The following is a 16,508-nucleotide window of genomic DNA, read 5'->3' as shown; positions in this document are numbered from 1 at the left end:
GCCTGCTCGACGCGGGTGTCCTGACCGACGAGGGCGACCTCTTCGCGCTCGACGCCGACGCGTTGCGACGGGTCCCGCAGTTCGTCCTGTCAGCGAGGTCGAAGGTGAAGGGGCGCAGCCGCGAGGCGGGAGATCTCAACGCGATCGGTGAGAGCCTGCTGGCGAACCTCGAGAAGGCCAAGGACACCCCGCTGTGGCGCGTTCTGGTCGCGCTCTCGATCCGCCACGTGGGCCCGACGGCGGCCCGCGCTCTCGCGACCGAGTTCGGCACTCTCGAGGCGATCGCCGGGGCGAGCGAGGTCGAGCTGGCCGCGGTCGAGGGGGTCGGGCCGACCATCGCTGCCGCGGTGCGCGCGTGGTTCGACCAGCCGGACGAGGACGACCGGTGGCACGCGGAGATCGTGCGGAAGTGGGCCGCGGCGGGTGTGCGGATGGCCGATGTGCGCGATGCGTCGACGCCTCGCACGCTCGACGGCCTCACGGTCGTCGTGACGGGCAGCCTCGAGGGCTTCAGCCGCGACGAGGCGAAGGAGGCGATCCTTGCGCACGGCGGCAAGTCGGCCGGGAGCGTGTCGAAGAAGACCGACTACGTCGTCGTGGGAGAGAACGCCGGCTCGAAGGAGGCCAAGGCTCGGGAGCTGGGCCTGCGGATCCTCTCCGAGCCGGAGTTCGTCGCGCTGCTGGCCGGCGGACCGGCCGCGGTGGGCGACGCGGCGACTGATCCGGTGCCGGACCAGGACCTGACCCCCGCCCCGACGGAGCCCGACGATGAGTGACCTCGAGGTACGGGTCGCGGAGTCCGAGGCCGAGATCACCGCGGCGGGCGCCCTGACCGCCGAGGCGTACCACGCCGACCGGCTCATCGACGACGGCGACGAGTACCGGGACGAGCTGCTCGACTCCGGCCGGCGGGCCGACGAGGCGATCCTCGTCGTCGCGGTGCTGCATGTGGACGGGGTCGATCCCGTTGTCGTGGGGACGGTGACGCTCGCCCCTCAGAGCTCGTCGTACGCGGAGGTGGCCGAGCCCGGTGAGTTCGAGATCCGCATGCTCGCCGTCGCGCCCGAGGCGCGCCGCCAGGGGGTGGCCGAGGCGCTCGTCCGCGCGTGCCTGCGGGAGTCGGTGGCCTCCGGGGCCCGGACCGTGGTGCTGTCGACGCTCGACGCGATGGCCGTGGCTCACCGCCTGTACGAGCGGCTCGGCTTCCGCCGGGTGCCCGAGCGAGACTGGCACCACGAGGGGGTGAACCTGCGGGTCCTCAGGTGGGACGCGCCCGCGGCTCCCGGTGCCGAGGTCGAGACGGCGACGTGGCGGCCGGCGCGGGGGCACGGTATCGACGGGTGGCGGGCGGGGATCTCCGGCGGGTTCACCCGTCGGGCCAACAGCGTGATGACTGCAGGGTCGCCCGTCGATGTCGACGGCGCGATCATCCGCGTGGAGCGGGTGTATGCCGACGCCGGTCACGGCCCGGTCTTCCGGGTGGGACGCGAGTCACAGCCGCCCGACCTCGCGAGCCGGCTGGAGGCCCGTGGCTATCGCAGCGTCGCGCAGACGCTGGTCATGGTGCACGAGGACCTCGCGGGGCTGGCCGCGTCCGGCACGCGGGCGCTCGCCGGGTCCGCCGCCGACGCGTTCTCGATCGTGACCGCCGAGACGCCGGACGACGCGTGGCTGACGGGCTGGCTCGGAGTGAAGTCGGCGTCGGCGCCGGTCGACCGAGAGCTCGCTCTCGGGATCCTCACGGGCAGCCCGGCGGCCTACCTCACGGCGTTCGAGGCGAACGAGCCCCGGGATCCCGCCTCGACCGCGGCCGATCGCGCCCACCGAGCGACCGTCGGTGTCATCCGGGCAGCATTCGTGAACGACTGGGTCGCACTGGCTTGTCTCGCGGTCCCCGCAGCGGCGCGGCGACGGGGGCTCGCAAGTGCGCTGACGGCCGCCGCCGCCCGTGAGGCCGACCGGCGCGGAGCCCGACGCGCGTTTCTGCAGGTCGAGCACGCCAACTCGGCGGCGATCACGGTCTACGAGCGTCTCGGCTTCGTCCCGGCAGACGCCTACCACTACATGGAGGCGGCCGGCTGACGCTGTGCCCAACCTGGCTGCACCGAGCTCGACCGAGCCCCGACCGTCGGGCGGACCGTGACGGGCCGGACAGGGCGCCTCGGCGGCTCGTGTCGTCGGATGCCGGCTCGGGTGTTCCGTCCGATACTGGCCCCATGATCTCCGCCGACCGCGCCGACCGGCTCCGGGTCGCCGGCCTGCGCTGGCACCCGCGCTCGGGGGACCGCTTCGTCATCCGGCGCGCCGGGCTGGACGACGACGTCTACACGATCAGCGACATGATGATCGAGCCGCACAAGTTCTCGACGGGGACCGTCCTCGGGTTCAACGGCACGACCGAGTGGGCGCTCGACTCCGTCGCCCAGGAGGACGCCCTCTGGCTTCCGGGTGAGGATCAGCTCCGCGAGCTGCTGGGTGGGACCTTCCGTCGCCTCGCCCGCACGGCTGACGGCTACGAGGTCGTCATCGAGCTGGCTGGACGGCCGCAGCAGGTCTTCACGGCGTCCTCCGCGGCGGACGCCTACGCGGATGCGCTGCTGGCGCTCGTCGGTGCGGCGGTCGAGCGCCGGGACTAGCCCTGCTCGTGTGCTCGCCCACCCGCCCACCCGCCCACCCGCCCAGCCGGCCGGCCGGGCGTGGCCCGAAGGTCGACGGACCCGAAGCCCCTCGCCTCACGGCCTAGACTTCGGGACATGTCCACCCTCTCTCGCGACGAGGTCGCGCGCGTGGCAGCCCTGGCCCGGATCGACCTGACGCCTGCGGAGCTCGATCGACTCGCGGGCGAGCTCCGCGTGATCGTCGACGCCGTGGCGAGCGTCAGCCAGGTCGCGACGGCCGACGTGCCCGCCACCAGCCACCCGCTCCCGCTGTCGAACGTGTTCCGTGCCGACGTCCCCGAGCCGTCGTTGCCGGTGGCCGACGTGCTCGCCGGTGCCCCCGCGGCGATGGAGGGCAAGTTCCTCGTCCCGCAGATCCTGGAGGAGGACTGATGACCGACCTCACGCGGCTGACCGCCGCTGACCTCGCGGAACGGCTCACGTCGCGCGAGGTGTCGAGCGTCGAGGCGACCCAGGCCCACCTCGACCGCATCGCCGCCGTCGAGCCCGCGCTGCACTCGTTCCTGTTTGTCAACGGCGCCGAGGCGCTTGCGACAGCGCGCGACATCGACTCCCGACGCGCCGCCGGCGAGCAGCTGCACGCGCTCGCGGGTGTGCCTATCGCGGTCAAGGACATCGTCGTCACGAAGGGCATGCCGACGACCGCAGGCTCGAGGATCCTCGAGGGCTGGATCCCGCCGTACGACGCGACGATCACCACGCGGATCCGGGCGGCGGGTCTGCCGATCCTCGGCAAGACCAACATGGACGAGTTCGCGATGGGGTCGAGCACCGAGCACTCCGCGTTCGGCAACACGCACAACCCGTGGGACCTCGACCGGATCCCCGGTGGTTCCGGTGGCGGGTCCGCCGCGGCGGTCGCCGCCTACGAGGCGCCGCTCGCGATCGGCACGGACACCGGGGGGTCGATCCGTCAGCCCGCGGCCGTGACGGGCACGGTCGGGGTCAAGCCGACCTATGGCAGCGTGTCGCGGTACGGCCTGATCGCGCTCGCCTCGAGCCTTGACCAGGCAGGTCCCGTGACCCGGACGGTCCTCGACTCGGCTCTGCTGCACGAGCTCATCGGCGGCCATGACCCGCGCGACTCGACGTCGATCGACGAGCCGTTGCCGGGACTGGTCGCCGCAGCGCGCCAGGGGCGGTCGGGCGACCTGACCGGCCTGCGCGTCGGCGTCATCACGGAGCTGACGGGGGAGGGCTACCAGCCGGGCGTGAGCGCGCGTTTCACCGAGTCGCTCGACGTGCTGCGCGGCGCCGGCGCCGAGATCGTCGAGGTGTCGTGCCCGCACTTCACGTACGCCCTCGGCGCCTACTACCTGATCCTCCCGAGCGAGGCGTCGAGCAACCTCGCGAAGTTCGACGGCATGCGGTTCGGCCTGCGCGTCGAGCCGTCCGAGGGCAACGTCACGGCCGAGCGCGTCATGAGCGCGACTCGCGGGGCGGGCTTCGGTGACGAGGTCAAGCGCCGGATCATCCTCGGTACCTACGCCCTGTCGGCTGGGTACTACGACGCGTACTACGGAAGCGCGCAGAAGGTGCGCACGCTGATCCAGCGTGACTTCGCGGCAGCGTTCGCGCAGGCGGACGTCCTCGTGTCGCCGACGGCGCCGACCACGGCGTTCAAGCTCGGCGAGAAGCTCGACGACCCGCTCGCGATGTACCTCAACGACGTGGCGACGATCCCTGCGAACCTCGCGGGCATCCCGGGCCTGTCGGTGCCGAACGGCCTGTCGGACGACGGTCTCCCGGTCGGCTTCCAGGTCCTGGCGCCCGCGAAGGCCGACGACAGGCTGTACCGGGTGGGCGCGGCGCTCGAGGCGCTGCTCGAGGCGCAGTGGGGCGGCCCCATCCTCGCGAAGGCCCCCGAGCTGGAGGTGGCACGGTGACGACGACGAACGGCATGCGTGAGGTCGACCTGGTCGACTACGACGACGCGGTGGCCCGCTACGACCCGGTCTTCGGCATCGAGGTCCACGTCGAGCTGGGCACCCGCACGAAGATGTTCTGCCCGTCGATCGCGGTGTTCGGCGACGAGCCCAACACCGCGGTGTCCCCGGTGTCCCTGGGCCTGCCGGGTGCGCTCCCGGTCGTCAACGGCACGGCGGTCGAGTACGCGATCCGCATCGGGCTCGCGCTCAACTGCTCGATCGCCGAGACGTGCCGGTTCGCGCGGAAGAACTACTTCTACCCGGACGTCCCGAAGAACTTCCAGACGTCGCAGTTCGACGAGCCGATCGCGTTCGACGGGTGGCTCGACGTCGAGCTCGACGACGGCGCGGTGTTCCGCGTCGAGATCGAGCGCGCGCACATGGAGGAGGACGCCGGCAAGAACACCCACGTCGGCGGTTCCACCGGGCGCATCCAGGGCGCCGAGTACTCGCTGATCGACTACAACCGCGCGGGGATCCCGCTCGTCGAGGTCGTCACGCGGCCCATCACCGGCGCGGGGGAGCGGACGCCGGAGGTCGCGCGTGCCTACGTGCAGACGCTGCGGGACATCTTCCGTGCGCTCGACGTGTCCGAGGCGCGCATGGAGCGCGGCAACGTGCGGGCGGACGTCAACCTCTCGCTCCGGGCGACTCCCGACTCGCCGCTCGGCACTCGCACCGAGACGAAGAACGTCAACTCGTTCCGCTCGGTCGAGCGCGCGGTGCGCTACGAGATCTCGCGGCAGGCCGCAATCCTCGACGCGGGTGGGGCGATCACCCAGGAGACCCGGCACTGGCACGAGGACACCGGGATCACGACGGCCGGCCGGATCAAGTCCGACTCGGACGACTACCGCTACTTCCCGGAGCCGGACCTCGCGCCGGTCTCGCCGGACCGCGCGTGGGTCGAGCGGATCCGCGCCGCGTTGCCGGAGATGCCCGCGGCACGCCGCCGCCGACTCCAGGGCGACTGGGGCTTCGCCGACGCCGAGATGCGCGACGTCATCAACGCGTCGGCGATCGACATCATCGCCTCGACCATCGAGGCAGGCTCGAGCCCCGCCGCCGCGCGCAAGTGGTGGATGGGTGAGCTGGCCCGGACAGCCAAGCAGCTGGACGTCGAGCTCGCCGACCTGCCGATCACCCCGACCCAGGTCGGCGAGCTGCAGGCGCTCGTCGACGCCGGTCGCATCAACGACAAGCTCGCCCGCCAGGTCCTCGAGGGGGTGCTCGCGGGCGAGGGCGGTCCCGAGCAGGTCCTCGTCACGCGAGGGCTCGAGGTCGTGTCCGACGACGCCCCGCTGCTCGCGGCGATCGACGCTGCGCTCGCTGCGCAGCCCGACATCGCCGAGAAGATCCGGTCGGGCAACCTCGGACCGGTCGGTTCGATCATCGGTGCCGTCATGAAGACCACCCGTGGGCAGGCCGACGCAGGGCGCGTCCGGGAGCTCGTGCTGGAGCGTGTCACCACGGTGTGAGGTGTCGGCGCACGGTCACGGCGCCGTGCGCGAGGTGCGATCCGTTACATGATGGTCATAGGCGGTCCCTAGGCTCACGCCCAGGTGGCACTGACCAGAAGGGCTGATCGATGGAGAAGCCGACGCTCGAGGGCGAGATGATCCGTCTGCGGCCGGTGCGGGCGAGCGACGCCGACGCGATGTGGGAGATGGTCCAGGACCCGCAGAGCAACCGCCTCACAGGGACGACGGCCGTCTTCACCCGAGCGGAGATCGACGCGTGGTGCGCGGGCGTCTCGGCGCGCGACGGCCGCGTCGACCTGGCCGTGACGGCGAACGGCTCGGACGAGTACCTCGGTGAGATCGTGCTGAACGACATCGACGACGTCGTGAGCAGCGCGAGCATGCGCCTGGTCATGCGGCCGGCGTACCGCGGTCGCGGGTACGGCACCGAGGCGATCCAGCTGGTGCTCGGTCTGGCGTTCGACGGCTTCGGGCTGCACCGGGTCGGCCTCGATGTGCTGAGCATCAACACGCGGGCACGCGCGATCTACGAGAACATCGGGTTCCAGGTCGAGGGACGGTTGCGTGACGCCGCCCGCGACGGCGAACGGTGGTGCGACGTGATCGCGATGGGCCTGCTCGAGGACGAGTTCCGCGCAGCCCAGCTGGGGTAGGCACGGGCTGGGTGCGGCCCGGCTCAGCCGGACACCTCAGGACGCCGATGGGCGGCCACTGTCCGCCGACGGCCACCGGACATGGGGCCGGGGCGCCCCCCAACCGTGTCGAGCGGTCGAAGAACGCCCCGGTGGGGGTACCAGGTTGCGGATCGGCGCAACCAGGTACCCCCCAGCGTTCCGCCCGAAGGTCGACGCTGCGTGGGCCGTTGGTCCCGCGAGTCGGTCCGGGCGGTCGCTGTGCGGGTCAGGCGAGGTTGGCCGCGGCGAAGACGGCCATCGCGTCGCGCAGGTACGGGGCGAGCCCGGGTGTGAACGCGTCGTACGTCGCGGTGAAGCGAGGGTCGTCGACGTACATCTGGCCCAGGCCTGTGTACGACTCGCGGTTCGGGGTCCAGAACAGCGCGATCTGCGCGTGGTGCTGTGCGACGAGCGCCTGGACGCGAGGGGTGTCGATCGCGAGCCCCGCGGTCAGGCAGGCCGCGAGCCCCTCGCCGATCGCCGCGGCCTCCGCATGGTGCTCGGCCCGACCCTTCTCGCCGAGCCGCGCCCACGCCGATGCGCTGCGGTCGACCGCCTCGGTGCCCCAGCGCTCGCGCGCCTCCACCTCGTACTCGCTGTTGTCGAAGCCTGCGTACAGGTCCTTCGCTGCCATGGTTCCTCCTCCGTCGAGCGACTGCATGGTGGTGGCGACGGTCGCTGCGAGCCGGTCGTACCGGTCACGCTCCGCGAGCAGCTGGTCGTGGTGCTGCCGCAGCACCTGGAGCTGCGTGCTCCGGTCGTCGCCGGACCGCACGACGCGTCCGATCGACGGCAGGTCGACGCCCAGCTCGCGCAGGACGAGGATCTGCTGGAGCCGCACGAGCTCGTCGCGGCCGTAGAGCCGGCGACCACCGGGGGCGGTCCCGACGGGAGTCAGGAGCCCGATGCTGTCGTAGTGCCGCAGCGTGCGTGACGTGACGCCGGAGAGCCGCGCGACGTCCCCGATGGTCCAGGACTCGTCGTGCACCGTACCCACCTCCACCTCCGACGGCGGGCGGTCCGCCGTCGTGATCAGACGCTACAAGTTGACGCTGCGTCAACTGCAACCGTGTTCCGACGGCGTCGCGCGGATGTCGGCGGTGGGTGCCACGCTGAGGGTCATGACGACCACGCTGACTGCTTCGCAAGCCACCGACCAGGTCGACGCCAGGCACTGGCGCGTCCTGCTGAACCGGCTGCACGCGTCGTTCCGCACAGGCTCGTTCGCGCGCGGGCTCGAGCTGACGACGCGGATCGGCGCTGCTGCCGAGGCCGCCGGGCACCATCCGGACGTCCACCTGAGCTACCCGTCCGTCCGCGTGTCGATGAGCACCCACGACGCCGGCGGACTCACGAGCAAGGACGTCGCGCTCGCCGCAGCCATCACGGCGATCGCGGACGAGCTCGGGATCGCGTCGGACGTACCAGTCCTCGCAACTCTCGAGATCGCGATCGATGCGCTCGACATCCCGGGCGTCTACCCGTTCTGGCAGACGGTCCTCGGGTACGTGCCCGAAGAGATGCCGGACCCCGACGACCACGCACCGGCGCTCGTCGACCCCGCGGGCCTCGGGCCGTCCGTGTGGTTCCAGCAGATGGATCTCCCGCGGCCGCAGCGCAACCGCATCCACTTCGACCTGACGGTCCCGCACGACGTCGCCGAGCAGCGTGTGGCAGCGGCCATCGCCGCAGGAGGTCACCTGGTCAGCGACCGCCGGGCGCCCGCGTTCTGGATCGTTGCGGACCCCGAAGGCAACGAGGTGTGTGTCTGCACGTGGCAGGCGCGCGACTGACCGCAGCGCCCGGGTCAGCGGTTCCCGCCCCGCCAGGCGGAGGAGCTCAGCGCCGACCTAGACTCGCCAGCATGACCGTGACCTCCGACTCCGCCTTCGGATCTGTCGCCGGGAGCGCCGCAGCGCCCGGCATCGACATCAAGCCCCGCTCTCGCACGGTGACCGACGGCATCGAGGCCACCGCGTCGCGCGGGATGCTCCGGGCCGTCGGCCTCGGGGACGAGGACTTCGCCAAGCCGCAGATCGGCGTGGCGAGCTCGTGGAACGAGATCACCCCCTGCAACCTGTCGCTCCAGAGGCTCGCCCAGGCGGCCAAGGAGGGCGTCCACGCGGCGGGCGGCTACCCCCTCGAGTTCGGGACCATCTCGGTCTCCGACGGCATCTCCATGGGCCACGAGGGCATGCACTTCTCGCTCGTGAGCCGCGACATCATCGCGGACAGCGTCGAGACGGTCATGCAGGCCGAGCGTCTCGACGGTTCGGTGCTGCTCGCGGGCTGCGACAAGTCCCTGCCGGGCATGCTCATGGCGGCCGCGCGGCTCGACCTCGCGAGCGTGTTCCTGTACGCGGGCACGATCATGCCGGGCTGGGTCACGTACGAGGACGGCACCGAGAAGGACGTCACGCTCATCGACGCCTTCGAGGCCGTGGGTGCGTGCGCCAAGGGGCTCATGAGCCGCGGCGACCTCGACCGCCTCGAGCGGGCGATCTGCCCCGGCGAGGGCGCGTGCGGCGGCATGTACACCGCCAACACCATGGCGTCGGTCGCCGAGGCCATCGGCATGTCGCTGCCCGGGTCCGCCGCGCCGCCGTCGGCCGACCGCCGCAGGGATGCGTTCGCGCACCGTTCGGGCGAGGCTGTGGTCGAGCTGCTGCGCCAGGGCATCACCGCGCGGCAGATCATGACCAAGCCCGCGTTCGAGAACGCCATCGCCGTGGTGATGGCCTTCGGCGGCTCCACGAACGCCGTGCTGCACCTGCTGGCGATCGCGCACGAGGCCGAGGTCGACCTGACGCTCGACGACTTCACGCGCGTGTCCGCCAAGGTGCCGCACCTGGGCGACCTCAAGCCGTTCGGCCGCTACGTCATGGCCGACGTCGACCGGGTCGGCGGGGTGCCGGTGGTCATGAAGGCGCTGCTGGACGCCGGGCTCCTCAACGGCGACTGCCTGACCGTCACGGGCAGGACGGTCGCGGAGAACCTCGCGGACATCGCACCGCCCGACCCGGACGGCAAGATCCTGCGGGCGCTCGACAACCCGATCCACCGCACGGGCGGCATCACGATCCTGCACGGCTCGCTCGCGCCCGACGGCGCGGTCGTGAAGTCGGCCGGCTTCGACTCGGAGGTGTTCGAGGGCACGGCGCGGGTGTTCACGCGTGAGCGCGCCGCGATGGACGCGCTCGAGGACGGCACGATCGTGGCCGGCGACGTCGTCGTCATCCGTTACGAGGGCCCGAAGGGCGGACCGGGGATGCGCGAGATGCTGGCCATCACCGGCGCGATCAAGGGTGCGGGGCTCGGCAAGGACGTGCTCCTGCTGACCGACGGCCGATTCTCCGGCGGTACGACCGGTCTGTGCGTCGGTCACATCGCCCCCGAGGCCGTCGACGCGGGCCCGATCGCTTTCATCAACGACGGCGACCGCATCCGGCTCGACGTCGCGAACGCCCGGCTCGACCTGCTCGTCGACGACGCCGAGATCGAGTCCCGCAAGATCGGCTGGGAGCCGTTGCCGCCCGTCTACACCCGCGGCGTGCTCGCCAAGTACGTCAAGCTCGTCCAGTCCGCGTCCAAGGGTGCCGTGCTGATCTGAGGCACTGCTGCGGCACGGATGAGCAGCCCCGGATCCGCCCGGCGGATCGCAGCTCGGCGGAGGAGAACGATGGGCAAGATCCACCCGGAGATCGGCGCACGCCTGTCCGCGTTCATCGAGGCCCAGCCGGTCTTCTTCGTCGGGACCTCGCCGCTCGCGTCGGACGGTCACGTGAACGTCTCCCCGAAGGGCGGTGCGGGAACGCTGGTGGTGCTGGACCCGCACTCGGTCGCCTACCTCGACGTCACGGGGTCGGGCAGCGAGACCATCGCGCACCTACGGGAGAACGGCCGCATCGTGATCATGCTGTGCGCATTCACCGGCCCGGCGACCATCGTGCGCCTGCACGGGGTAGGGCGGGTCGTGCTCCCCGCGGATGCCGAGTTCGCTGCGCTCGCCGCGCGGTTCCCGGCCGATCGCGGTGCCCGGGCGGTCATCGTGGTCGACGTCCGCAGGGTCTCCGACTCGTGCGGGTTCCAGGTCCCGCTGCTCGAGCACGTCGGCGACCGCGACCTCCTGACGCAGTGGTCGGACCGCAAGACCGACGCGGAGCTCGCGGCCTACCGCGCCACGCGCAACGCCGCGAGCATCGACGGTCTCCCCGCGCTCGACCAGCGCACCGGCTCCAGCGAGGCGATCCAGTGACGTTCACGCCCGACGACGCGCCGTGGTGGACTCGCGCCGTCGTCTACCAGGTGTACCCGCGCTCGTTCCAGGACTCGGACGGCGACGGTATCGGGGACCTGCGCGGCATCCTCGACCGGCTCGACCACCTCTCCGAGCTCGGCGTCGACGTCCTGTGGCTGTCGCCGGTGTACCGGTCCCCGCAGGACGACAACGGCTACGACATCAGCGACTACCGGGACATCGACCCGGTGTTCGGGACGCTCGCGGACCTCGACGCCCTCATCGCGGCTCTGCACGAGCGCGGCATGCGCCTCGTGATGGACCTCGTCGTCAACCACACGTCGGACGAGCACCCGTGGTTCGTCGAGTCGCGGTCGTCGACGGACAACCCGAAGCGGGACTGGTACTGGTGGCGGCCGGCGCGCGCGGGCATGACGGCAGGGGAGCCGGGTGCCGAGCCGACGAACTGGGAGTCGTTCTTCTCGGGCTCGGTCTGGGAGCTCGACCCGTCGAGCGGCGAGTACTACCTGCACCTGTTCAGTCGCAAGCAGCCGGACCTCAACTGGGAGAACCCCGACGTGCGTCACGCGGTGCACGCGATGATGCGCTGGTGGCTCGACCGCGGGGTCGACGGGTTCCGCATGGACGTCATCAACCTGGTCTCCAAGGACACGTCGTTGCCCGACGGCCCCGTGACGTCCGGTCCGTGGGGCGACGGCAGAGCCGCATACACGTGCGGGCCGCGCATCCATGAGTTCCTCGCCGAGATGCACCGAGAGGTGTTCGCCGGACGCCCGGGCCGCCTGCTGACGGTGGGGGAGATGCCCGGCGTGACGATCGACGACGCGCGCCTGTTCACCGACCCTGCGCGGGCGGAGGTCGACATGGTGTTCCAGTTCGAGCACGTCGGGCTCGATCACCGCCCTGGCGACAAGTTCGACGTCCGACCGCTCCGGCTGACCGACCTCAAGGCGTCGTTCGGACGCTGGCAGGCGGGGCTCGCGGACGTCGGCTGGAACTCGCTCTACTGGGACAACCACGACCAGCCGCGGATCGTGTCGCGCTTCGGCGACGACACGACGTACCGCCGCGAGTCGGCCACGATGCTCGCCACCGTGCTCCACCTGCACCGCGGCACACCATACGTCTACCAGGGCGAAGAGCTCGGGATGACGAACGCGCACTTCACGCGGCTGGACCAGTACCGGGACATCGAGTCGCTGCGCTACGTCGAGCAGGCCCGTGCGGCGGGGCGCCTGACTGACGACGAGCTCCTGGCCGGGCTGGCAGCCATGAGCCGTGACAACGCGCGGACCCCGGTCCAGTGGGACGGCTCGCCGCACGCGGGGTTCACGACGGGCGCACCGTGGCTCCAGGTGAACGTGAACCACGAGAGCGTCAACGCCGAGGCCGAGCGGGCCGACCCGCGGTCCGTGTTCCACCACTACCGGCGACTCGTCGCGCTCCGGCACGACGACCCTGTCGTGGCGCTGGGCGACTTCACGATGCTCCTGGCGGAGGACGAGTCGGTCTACTCGTTCACCCGCGCGCTGGACGGGGTCGAGCTCCTGGTGCTCGGCAGCTTCAGCTCCGACGAGCAGACGGTGTCGCTCGAGGGCTGGGGACCGGACGTGCGCGGCGACCTGGTGCTCGGCAACTACGTCGACGTGCCGGACGGCGAGATCGTCCTGCGGCCGTGGGAGACCCGGGTGTATCGACGTGTCCGAACTGCGGTCACGTGAACCACGATGTGAGACGAGAGAGGTGGAAGGTGACATCGCGGTGACGGGCGGCGTAGAGTCCCACGCGTGCAGACGATCTTCCTCGTAGTAGTTACCGGGCGCGCCGACTGAGGCATCGCGTCAGGCCTCGTCAGCGCGCTCACCCCTCGACCAGCCCGTGCCAGGGCCGAGGGGTTTTTTCATGCAGGCACCCAGCCAGGCAGGCAGCAGCACCCGAGCTCCACCAGTAGCGAAGCCAGGGAGAAACATGGTCCAGGTCCCCCACCCGGCGCCTCCACGCACGCCGGCCGCGGCGCAGGCGTCCCCCCGCGTGGCCGTCGAGGCGCGTCCCGCCGAGCCGACCTCCTCGGTCACGTCGGCGCACGTCACGGCGATCGGCCCCGAGCGAGTCACCGGCGCGCAGTCGGTGGTCCGCTCGCTCGAGGAGGCCGGTGTCGAGGTCGTCTTCGGGATCCCCGGCGGAGCGATCCTGCCCATCTATGACCCGCTGATGGACTCCACCCGCCTGCGGCACATCCTCGTGCGGCACGAGCAGGGCGGCGGCCACGCCGCGTCCGGATACGCGCACGCCACCGGTCGTGTCGGCGTCTGCATGGCGACGTCCGGGCCGGGCGCGACGAACTTGGTCACGCCCATCGCCGACGCCAACATGGACTCGATCCCGGTGGTCGCGATCACGGGTCAGGTCGGCGCGTCGATGATCGGCACGGACGCCTTCCAGGAGGCCGACATCGTCGGCATCACCCTGCCGGTGACCAAGCACAACTTCCTCGTCACGAACGCCGACGACATCCCCCGCGTGATCGCCGAGGCGTTCCACATCGCTGCGAGCGGCCGGCCCGGCCCCGTGCTCGTGGACATCGCGAAGTCGGCGATGCAGGCCGACACGACCTTCAGCTGGCCGCAGACGCTCGACCTTCCCGGCTACCACCCGGTGACGAAGCCGCACGCCAAGCAGATCCGGGAGGCCGCCCGGCTGCTCGCGACGGCACGCCGCCCGGTGCTGTACGTCGGTGGCGGCGTGATCCGGTCGGGTGCCTCGGCCGAGCTGCGCGAGCTCGTCGACGCGTCGGGCGCGGCCGTCGTCACGACGCTCATGGCCCGGGGCGCGCTGCCCGACTCCCATCCCCAGAACCTCGGGATGCCCGGCATGCACGGCACGGTCCCGGCCGTCGCGGCGCTGCAGAAGGCCGACCTCGTCGTGTCGCTCGGCGCGCGCTTCGACGACCGCGTGACGGGCAAGCTCTCGAGCTTCGCGCCGCTCGCGACGATCGTGCACGCCGACATCGACCCTGCCGAGATCGGGAAGAACCGTGCCGTCGACGTCCCGATCGTCGGCGACCTGCGCGAGGTCCTCGCGGACCTCCTGCCCGAGCTGGCGCGCGAGCACGTGCAGCACGGCAAGCCGGACCTCGGCGCCTGGTGGAAGCAGATCGACGACTGGCGCGAGACGTTCCCGCTCGGCTACGACGAGCCCGAGGACGGCCATCTCGCGCCGCAGCACGTGATCCAGCGCATCAGCGAGCTCTCCGGGCCGGAGTCGATCTTCGTCGCCGGCGTCGGGCAGCACCAGATGTGGGCGTCGCAGTTCATCCGGTTCGAGCGGCCGAACTCGTGGCTCAACTCCGGCGGTCTCGGGACCATGGGCTACGCGGTGCCCGCGGCGATGGGCGCGAAGGTCGGCCAGCCCGACCGGACCGTCTGGGCGATCGACGGCGACGGCTGCTTCCAGATGACCAACCAGGAGCTCGCGACCTGCACGATCAACGACATCCCGATCAAGGTCGCGGTCATCAACAACTCGTCGCTCGGCATGGTCCGCCAGTGGCAGACGCTCTTCTACTCCGAGCGGTACTCCAACACGGACCTCCACACCGGCCACGGCACGGTGCGGATCCCGGACTTCGTCAAGCTCGCGGACGCCTACGGGTGCGTGGGTCTGCGCTGCGAGACGAAGGCAGACGTGGACGCGACCATCAAGCGCGCCCTCGAGATCAACGACCAGCCGGTCGTCATCGACTTCACCGTCTCGCGCGACGCGATGGTCTGGCCGATGGTCGCCGCGGGCGTGAGCAACGACAAGATCCAGTACGCGCGGGGCATCAGCCCGGCGTGGGACCGCGAGGACTGAGAGGACCCGTCATGACCCGCCACACCCTGTCCGTCCTCGTCGAGAACAAGCCCGGTGTGCTGACGCGCGTCGCGGGGCTGTTCGCTCGGCGCGCGTTCAACATCCACTCGCTCGCGGTCGGTCCGACCGAGCACGACGACGTCTCGCGCATCACGGTCGTCGTCGACGTCGACGCGCTGCCCCTCGAGCAGGTCACGAAGCAGCTCAACAAGCTGATCAACGTCCTGAAGATCGTCGAGCTCGAGGACGCGGCCTCGGTCCAGCGCGAGCTCATGCTGGTCAAGGTCCGTGCCGACACCACCCAGCGCACGCACGTCCTCGAGGTCGTGACGCTCTTCCGGGCGCACGTCGTCGACGTGGTCCCCGACGCGGTCACGGTCGAGGCCACGGGAAGCCCCGCGAAGCTCGCTGCGCTGCTCGCCGCGCTCGAGCCGTTCGGCGTCCGTGAGATCGTGCAGTCCGGCACCGTCGCGATCGGCCGTGGCGCGCGGTCGATCACCGATCGCACGCTCGAACGGGTCGCCCGCACCGCCTGAAGACCCGCCCCTGCACGTCACACCCACCACCGCTACACCTCAAGGAGATCCACCGTGGCTGAGCTGTTCTACGAGGACGACGCCGACCTGTCCATCATCGCCGGCCGCAAGGTCGCCGTCATCGGCTACGGCAGCCAGGGGCACGCGCACGCCCTCAACCTGCACGACTCCGGTGTCGACGTCCGTGTCGGCCTGCGCGAGGGGTCGCCGTCGCGCTCCAAGGCGGAGGACGCGGGCCTGCAGGTCCTGCCCGTCGTCGACGCGGTCAAGTGGGCCGACGTCGTCGTCATCCTCGCGCCGGACCAGGTCCAGCGTCACCTGTACCGCGACGAGATCGCGCCCAACCTGAACCCCGGGTCGGCTCTCGTCTTCGGCCACGGCTTCAACATCCGCTACGGCTACATCAAGCCCGAGCCGGGTCTCGACGTCGTGATGATCGCGCCCAAGGGCCCTGGGCACCTCGTGCGGCGCGAGTTCGTTGACGGGCGCGGCGTGCCCGTCATCGTCGCGGTCGAGCAGGACGCGTCGGGCGGCGCGTGGGAGCTCGCGCTGTCGTACGCCAAGGCGATCGGCGGCCTGCGCGCCGCCGGGATCAAGACGTCCTTCACCGAGGAGACCGAGACCGACCTCTTCGGTGAGCAGGCCGTCCTGTGCGGTGGCGTCTCGCAGCTCATCCAGTACGGGTTCGAGACCCTCACTGAGGCCGGCTACCAGCCCGAGGTCGCGTACTTCGAGGTGCTCCACGAGCTCAAGCTCATCGTCGACCTCATCCACGAGGGCGGGATCACGAAGCAGCGCTGGAGCGTGTCCGACACGGCCGAGTACGGCGACTACGTGTCCGGGCCGCGCGTCATCACGCCCGACGTGAAGGAGAACATGAAGGCCGTCCTCGCGGACATCCAGAACGGTGCGTTCGCGAAGCGATTCATCGACGACCAGGACGCCGGAGCACCCGAGTTCAAGGCGCTGCGCGCCAAGGGCCAGAGCCACCCCATCGAGCCGGTCGGCCGCGAGCTGCGCAAGCTGTTCGCCTGGGTCAAGCCGGCGGACACGGACTACGTCGAGGGTTCCGCGGGGCGCTGATCCGCGGCTCTGAGCACG

Annotated in this window: 15 protein-coding genes; 14 read left to right on the top strand and 1 reads right to left on the bottom strand. The window is 71.1% G+C overall.

The features are described from left to right. From VFW79_RS06985 to VFW79_RS06955, 7 genes are all read left to right on the top strand, one after another. Positions 1–776 (top strand): helix-hairpin-helix domain-containing protein (locus VFW79_RS06985; protein WP_329676591.1); only part of this gene is annotated, 776 nt, incomplete at its 5' end. Then, positions 769–2,082 (top strand): GNAT family N-acetyltransferase, encoded by a 1,314-nt coding sequence (locus tag VFW79_RS06980; protein WP_329676590.1) that lies wholly within the window; start codon positions 769–771, stop codon positions 2,080–2,082. The genes VFW79_RS06985 and VFW79_RS06980, both read left to right, overlap by 8 nt. Before the next feature lie 134 nt (positions 2,083–2,216). Beyond that, positions 2,217–2,636 (top strand): pilus assembly protein CpaE, encoded by a 420-nt coding sequence (locus tag VFW79_RS06975; RefSeq protein WP_329676589.1) that lies wholly within the window; start codon positions 2,217–2,219, stop codon positions 2,634–2,636. Positions 2,637–2,753: 117 nt separating this feature from the next. Further along, positions 2,754–3,050, top strand: coding sequence for an Asp-tRNA(Asn)/Glu-tRNA(Gln) amidotransferase subunit GatC (gene gatC / locus VFW79_RS06970; protein WP_329676588.1), 297 nt, complete (start codon positions 2,754–2,756; stop codon positions 3,048–3,050). Beyond that, positions 3,050–4,564, top strand: coding sequence for an Asp-tRNA(Asn)/Glu-tRNA(Gln) amidotransferase subunit GatA (gene gatA / locus VFW79_RS06965; protein WP_329676587.1), 1,515 nt, complete (start codon positions 3,050–3,052; stop codon positions 4,562–4,564). Before gatC ends, gatA begins: the two co-directional genes overlap by 1 nt. A 14-nt stretch (positions 4,565–4,578) precedes the next feature. Next, the gene (gatB, locus tag VFW79_RS06960) at positions 4,579–6,084 is read left to right on the top strand and encodes an Asp-tRNA(Asn)/Glu-tRNA(Gln) amidotransferase subunit GatB (protein WP_329676596.1); all 1,506 of its coding nucleotides are present in this window, start codon (positions 4,579–4,581) and stop codon (positions 6,082–6,084) included. A gap of 110 nt (positions 6,085–6,194) precedes the next feature. Then, complete coding sequence (locus VFW79_RS06955; protein ID WP_329676586.1) at positions 6,195–6,740, top strand: GNAT family protein; 546 nt, start codon at positions 6,195–6,197, stop codon at positions 6,738–6,740. A gap of 247 nt (positions 6,741–6,987) precedes the next feature. Here VFW79_RS06955 and VFW79_RS06950 read toward each other — a convergent pair whose 3' ends face one another. Then, positions 6,988–7,749: a MerR family transcriptional regulator gene (locus VFW79_RS06950; protein ID WP_329676585.1), complete on the bottom strand. Its 762-nt coding sequence runs from the start codon at positions 7,747–7,749 to the stop codon at positions 6,988–6,990. 133 nt (positions 7,750–7,882) lie between these two features. On the opposite strand from VFW79_RS06950, the gene VFW79_RS06945 reads away from it, so the two are divergent. The 7 genes from VFW79_RS06945 to ilvC all read left to right on the top strand — a co-directional run bounded on the left by VFW79_RS06945 (position 7,883) and on the right by ilvC (position 16,490). Next, positions 7,883–8,554, top strand: coding sequence for a VOC family protein (locus tag VFW79_RS06945; protein ID WP_329676584.1), 672 nt, complete (start codon positions 7,883–7,885; stop codon positions 8,552–8,554). Positions 8,555–8,625: 71 nt separating this feature from the next. Beyond that, complete coding sequence (gene ilvD, locus VFW79_RS06940) at positions 8,626–10,371, top strand: dihydroxy-acid dehydratase (protein WP_329676583.1); 1,746 nt, start codon at positions 8,626–8,628, stop codon at positions 10,369–10,371. A gap of 69 nt (positions 10,372–10,440) precedes the next feature. Beyond that, positions 10,441–11,016 (top strand): pyridoxamine 5'-phosphate oxidase family protein, encoded by a 576-nt coding sequence (locus VFW79_RS06935; RefSeq protein ID WP_329676582.1) that lies wholly within the window; start codon positions 10,441–10,443, stop codon positions 11,014–11,016. Then, positions 11,013–12,740 carry an alpha-glucosidase gene (locus VFW79_RS06930; protein ID WP_329676581.1) on the top strand — a complete coding sequence of 576 codons (1,728 nt, stop codon included), beginning with the start codon at positions 11,013–11,015 and terminating at the stop codon, positions 12,738–12,740. Before VFW79_RS06935 ends, VFW79_RS06930 begins: the two co-directional genes overlap by 4 nt. Positions 12,741–12,987: 247 nt before the next feature. Next, positions 12,988–14,871, top strand: a complete 1,884-nt coding sequence (locus VFW79_RS06925; protein WP_329676580.1) for an acetolactate synthase large subunit — start codon at positions 12,988–12,990, stop codon at positions 14,869–14,871. A gap of 11 nt (positions 14,872–14,882) precedes the next feature. After that, positions 14,883–15,407, top strand: a complete 525-nt coding sequence (gene ilvN / locus VFW79_RS06920) for an acetolactate synthase small subunit (RefSeq protein WP_329676579.1) — start codon at positions 14,883–14,885, stop codon at positions 15,405–15,407. Positions 15,408–15,461: 54 nt separating this feature from the next. Then, a complete protein-coding gene (gene ilvC, locus VFW79_RS06915; RefSeq protein WP_329676578.1) occupies positions 15,462–16,490 on the top strand; it encodes a ketol-acid reductoisomerase in 1,029 nt (342 codons plus the stop codon). Positions 16,491–16,508: the final 18 nt, after the last annotated feature.

Source organism: Cellulomonas sp., assembly GCF_036279715.1.
GTDB lineage: Bacteria > Actinomycetota > Actinomycetes > Actinomycetales > Cellulomonadaceae > Cellulomonas_A.
Note: the sequence above shows the minus strand (reverse complement) of the source record. Positions and strands in the feature narration are given on the sequence as shown.